The sequence below is a fragment of the Streptomyces sp. NPDC007162 genome, from assembly GCF_040634175.1.
Taxonomy (GTDB): Bacteria; Actinomycetota; Actinomycetes; order Streptomycetales; family Streptomycetaceae; genus Streptomyces.
Map to the genome: position 1 here is coordinate 1 of NZ_JBEYFC010000588.1, position 5,012 is coordinate 5,012.

5 protein-coding genes are annotated in these 5,012 nt (G+C 73.2%); 3 read left to right on the top strand and 2 right to left on the bottom strand.

Annotated elements, in window-relative coordinates; all coding sequences use genetic code 11:
* The first annotated feature begins 18 nt into the window (after positions 1-18).
* Positions 19-231, top strand: coding sequence for a hypothetical protein (locus ABZ646_RS39885; RefSeq protein ID WP_360530634.1), 213 nt, complete (start codon positions 19-21; stop codon positions 229-231).
* A 205-nt stretch (positions 232-436) separates the two neighbouring features.
* On the top strand, positions 437-1,321 hold the full coding sequence (locus tag ABZ646_RS39890; protein ID WP_360530637.1) for an RNA polymerase sigma factor SigF: 885 nt from the start codon (positions 437-439) through the stop codon (positions 1,319-1,321).
* 127 nt (positions 1,322-1,448) lie between these two features.
* Here the strand turns inward: ABZ646_RS39890 and ABZ646_RS39895 are convergent, their stop codons facing one another.
* Entirely contained in the window at positions 1,449-1,901 is a 453-nt protein-coding gene (locus ABZ646_RS39895; protein WP_360530640.1) for an ATP-binding protein, read from the bottom strand.
* 142 nt (positions 1,902-2,043) lie between these two features.
* Positions 2,044-3,426, bottom strand: a complete 1,383-nt coding sequence (locus ABZ646_RS39900) for a DUF6777 domain-containing protein (RefSeq protein WP_360530643.1) — start codon at positions 3,424-3,426, stop codon at positions 2,044-2,046.
* Between the two features lie 277 nt (positions 3,427-3,703).
* On the opposite strand from ABZ646_RS39900, the gene ABZ646_RS39905 reads away from it, so the two are divergent.
* Complete coding sequence (locus ABZ646_RS39905; protein ID WP_360530647.1) at positions 3,704-4,891, top strand: streptophobe family protein; 1,188 nt, start codon at positions 3,704-3,706, stop codon at positions 4,889-4,891.
* Positions 4,892-5,012 lie beyond the last annotated feature (121 nt).

Consider the following 5,012-nt stretch of genomic DNA (forward strand, 5'->3'; position numbering starts at 1 on the left):
TCCAAGTAATTCACCGACGTGACCGTGCACGGTCACGCCCAGGAGATCACGTACACCGCCGACCGGTACCTGGACGTGCTCCTGACCTACTCGAACCACCGTGCGCTCCCGGAGCCCGCCCGGAACGGGCTGCTGACGGACATCCGGGAGCTGATCGAGTCGCGGTACGACGGTGCCGTCACCAAGCGGTACTGGCACGAGTTGATCACCGCGGTCCGCGTCGCGGGGTGAGCCTCCCTGCGGCGGCCGCCACCGGCTGTTTTCCGCCACCCCTCAGAACAGGGCGCATGCGTCGCGTCACGCCGGGTACCCGATCAGCGAGAGACGCATGGCACGTCCGATTCCGGGTATCCGGGCGAGGACAAGAACCAGGTCAGGGCCGGCGCGACCCAGTCGAACCGGCAGCCGCGGCATTGTGACTCACGTGGGAGAGGGAATGAACACCGCCGGGATCCGGTCGGAAGCAGTGGACACCGCTCAGCCCGTCGAGGCGTGGACGGACGGAGCCCTGCCGGGAATCGAGGACCCGAAGAGTGTCGCGCCCCGCGACGCGCGGGGGCTTTCCCGCCAGTTCTTCCAGCGGCTCGGTCAGCTGGAGGAGGGCACGCCCGAGTACCAGTACGCCCGCAACACCCTCATCGAGATGAACATGTCGCTCGTCAGGTTCGCGGCCGGCCGGTTCCGCAACCGGGGCGACGACATGGAGGACATCGTCCAGACCGGCATGATCGGCCTGATCAAGGCCATCGACCGGTTCGAGCTGTCGCGCGAGGTCGAGTTCACCTCCTTCGCGCTGCCGTACATCGTGGGCGAGATCAAGCGGTTCTTCCGCGACACCACCTGGGCGGTGCACGTACCGCGGCGGCTCCAGGAACTGCGCGTGGAGTTGGCCAAGGCCCGTGAGGAACTCTCCAGCCGACTGGACCGGGACCCGACGGTCGCCGAGCTGGCCACGCTGATGAACCTGTCCGAAAACGAGGTGGTCGAGGGCCAGCTCGCCTCCAACGGCTACAACTCCTCCTCCCTGGACGCCGCCCTCACCGGGGACGGCCCGGAGGACGGCGAGGCGGTGCTGGCCGACTTCATCGGTGTCGAGGAGGAAGGGCTGCGGCTCGTCGAGGACTTCCAGTCGCTGGCCCCGCTGATGGCCGAGCTGAGCGACCGGGACCGGGAGATCATCCATCTGCGGTTCGTGGAGGAGGCCACCCAGGCGGAGATCGGCGAGCGGCTCGGCTGCTCCCAGATGCATGTCTCCCGCCTGATCAAGCGGATCATCACCCGTCTGCGCCACGGGATGCTCGGCGAACTCGGCTGCGCCTGAGGGCCGGGTTCCCGGGCGCTGCCCCGCACCGGTGCGTGGGGCGGCGCCCGCGGTACGTATGACCGGGCGACGGTGTCCGTGTCGGCCGATGGCGTTCAGGGCGGCGTTCAGCTGGGGAAACGCACGTTCAGCTGGGGAAACGCACCAGAGCGCGCACCCGCTTGCCGACCGGCACCAGCTCCGCGGTGACCTCGCTGGCCACCGCGTGCACGATCTCCAGGCCGTGGCGGCCGATCCGCTCGGGGTCCTTGGGGAAGCGCCGGGGCAGGGCGTCGCTGCTGTCGTACACGCAGACCTGGACCGCGCTGTCCGTACCCTCCAGTTCGAGGATGTACGGGCCGTTGCTGTGCCGGTCCGCGTTGGTGATCAGCTCGCTCACCACGAGGAGCAGCTCGCCGTCGACCCGGCGATCGATCGTGGCGCACCACTCCGTCCTGAGCTGCTCCAGGAAACGGGCCGCGAAGTCCCGCGCCTCGGCGATGCAGCCGGGCTCACCGGTGTAGTGCGCGGCCCGCCGCAGCGGTTCCACGGGTACGTCGAAGCCAGTCGATATCACTGCCCCGCCCAGGTGTTCGATCATGCGTTTCTCTCCCGGAGGCCGGCCCCCGCCGGTCACTGTTGCAACCATGCTCGTACCCCGAGTGTGCCCCCGCAGTCCCCGGAGACGTTCGCCGACCGCGCACAAACGACGTCACGCTGGTCACACGGCCGGAGACCGGGCTCTAGGACGCCGGGGCCGCGGGGGACACCGCGGACTCGGGGCCGGGGGACGGCGGGGACGCCGGCTGTGCGGAGGCCGGTGGCTCGGAGGCCGGTGCCTCGGACTTCGGGGACTGCGGTGACGGCGGTCCGGAGTTCGGGGACCGCGGCTCCTGCGACTTCGACGACGGCGACTCGCTCTTGGGGGACTCGGTCTTCGGCGACTGCGACGTGCCGGAGTGCGAGGAGGACGGCGGCTTCGACCCGGACGGCTTCGACGACGGGGCGTTCGACGAGGGCTGGTTCGACGCCGGGGACTTCGAGCCGCCGCCCGGGCTGGCCGGTGTCGAGGGACCGGGGGAGGCCGGCGGGTTCATGGGGTTCGGGTGGGACGGGGGTTTCGCCGGACGGTCGTGCTGCCCGGTGTGGTCGCCCCGGTGGCGGTCGAACCACTCGTGGTGCTCGTGGTCGAAGAGCACGAAGACGTTGACGACCTGCGCGGCGGGAGCGACGGCGACCACGTTTCCCGGCCGGTACGCGGGCCACGCGGCGCCCATGGTCCGCGGCGCGGTCCGCTGCGCGACCGGCGGGGTCAGCGGGTTGCCGCAGGCGCAGCGCACCCGGGGCACACCGTGCCCGTCGACCAGGACCGCGGTGCCCGCCTGCAGGACGGCCTGGTAGGTGGTCGCGGCGCCGTCGCGGTAACCGTGGCCGGTGACCCGGGTGTCCGCGCGCAGCTGTACGGGAGTGAGGGAGCGCAGATAGGCCGGGACGCCGGACGGCTGGACGCCGACCTGCGCGGCGAACGCCTTGTTGCGCGGGGGCGAGGCCTGGAAGTACCTGATCTGCTGCTCGACGTCGCAGCTGCTGCTGTTCTTGGTGCCGCTGTAGAGGCCTGGGGCGCCGCCGTCCACCCCGCGCACCTCGTTCGCGGGGGCCGTCGCCGCGGCCGACGCCGCCGGGGCGGTGGAGGTGGCGACGGTCTTCGTGGCGGTGGACCTCGTGAACGGGTCCTGGCCGGAGCTGTTGGCGGCCTGGAGGAACACCTCACCCGCCTTGCCGGATCCCTCGCCCGTGCGGGTGAGGACCACGGCCAGGGCCGCGACGACCACGACGGCGGTGGTGAGCATCGCGATCCGCGGCGCGGACCGCCACCACGCCCGGTGCGGCTCGCCGCCCCGGCCGCCGCCCGGAGCGCCCCCATGGCCACCGCCCGGAGCGCCCCCATGGCCACCGCCCGGGCCTCCGCCATTGCTGTCGCCCCGCCCACCGCCGTGGTCGCCACCGCGCCCGGCGTCGCCCCCCGGTGGCTCGGGCGGGGGTCCGGCGGGTGGCCTGGAGGGTCCGGACAGCGGGCCGGAGGGCGGTCCTGTGGGGCGGCCGGACGACGGCGGTTCGACGCTCACGCGCTCATCTCCCCGTAGCAGTGAACCGGATCAAGCGGCATTTACGAAAAAATGCCTCGTTCGAGGCGCAACGAGCCCAATGTGCGTCGGTCCCGTACGGTCCGCAAGCCGACGCGAACGGCCCACCCGGCGGGCGGGGCGACCGCCTGTTGCCTAGCGTGACGGCGTGAGCCCCCGAATCGCCTCCGCGCGGCCGGTGGCCGCGTCGGCCCGCCGCGCCGGGGTTCGGCACGGCTGGCCGTCTGCCCTGGCCGTGGTGCTGGCCTCCCTGCTCGCCATGGCCGTGGTGGCCGCCGTGGGGCTGTGGGCGGCCGGCGCGACGGACCTGCCGGGGGGCGCTTTCGCGCCGGTGGTGTGCGCGACCGTGGTGACGGCCGTCGGCGGCAGCGTGGAGCTGTCCGGGAACGCGGGCGCGCTGGCCCGGACGGACGCCGGGCTGACCGTCGTACCGCTGTCCGTGACGCTGGTCGGGGCGCTCGTCGTCGCCGGGGGTTTCCTGCGGCCGCTGCGGCACCGCGCCGTGGCCGCGGCCGGGGAGCTGGCCGGATGGGCGGCCCGGATCGCCGCGCTGTGGCTGCTCGGGCTCGTCGGCCTCGCCCTCGGTGGCCGCCACACCTTCGCGGTCGACGTGGGCAACGGGACGCTCAGTGACCTCACCGGACTGCTCGACGCGGCACCGAGGGTGGGTTTTACGACGGACGTGCCGCTCACGGCCGGGTACGGACTGCTGTGGCTCGCCGGGATCCTGGTGCTGGCGCTGCTGGTCGCCCCCGGAGCGCCGCTGCCCGGGCGGCTGCTGCGCTTCCAGGCGTCGGTGCGCCCCGCGGCGTACGCGATGCTCGTGCTGGTGCTGGCGTACGTGGTGCTGGCTCTGGTGGCCGCCGTGGTCGCGATGGTCACGCGCGGGCACGCCAGGGGGATCCTCGCGGTGATCCTGCTCGGGCTGCCCAACCTGGCCTGGCCGGCCCTCACCCTGGGTCTCGGAGCCACCTGGGACGGCAGGGTCGAAGGCCCGTTCGGGCTGCCGGTGCCGCGGGTGCTCGCCGAGGTGCTGCGCACCCCGGACGTCTCGACCCTGAACCTGCACACCATCGCCGCCCATGACGGCCGCTGGTGGTGGCTCGTCTGCATCGCCGCGGTGCTGCTGCTCGCGGTCGCCTTCCTCATGGCGGCCCGCTCCCCCGCCCGGATCCGCGCCTGGCAGCACGCCCTGCACCTGGCAGTCGCCCTGGCCCTGACGGTGCTGACGCTCTGCCTGGCGGGACGGATCCACGCCCACTACGGTCTGTCCCTGCTCGGCATCGGCGACGTGGGCGGCAGCCTGTCCGGCGAGCTGCTGCTGCGGCCGAGGCTGTGGTCGGCGGTGGGCCTGGGCGCCCTGTGGGGGCTGGTCGCCGGGTTCCTGAGCGCCTGGCCGACCCGCGCGGTGCCCCGGCGGGGCGAGGCGGCGGCCCGCAGGCCCTGAGGCGGCCGGCCGCGGTCAGCGGTCGCCGTCGCGGCAACGAACTGGCGACGAGGCAAGCCGTGGAGGTGCGTGATGGGCGGCTGGCAGCCGCTGCCCCAGGGGCTGCCGCCGGAGGTGCGGC

What these genes read in the sequence shown, in the direction of transcription:
- ABZ646_RS39905 (WP_360530647.1), top strand. Translation starts at nt 3,704, where the DNA reads ATGGCCGTGGTGGCCGCCGTGGGGCTGTGGGCGGCCGGCGCGACGGAC.
- ABZ646_RS39895 (WP_360530640.1), bottom strand. Translation starts at nt 1,901, where the DNA reads ATGATCGAACACCTGGGCGGGGCAGTGATATCGACTGGCTTCGACGTA.
- ABZ646_RS39890 (WP_360530637.1), top strand. Translation starts at nt 437, where the DNA reads ATGAACACCGCCGGGATCCGGTCGGAAGCAGTGGACACCGCTCAGCCC.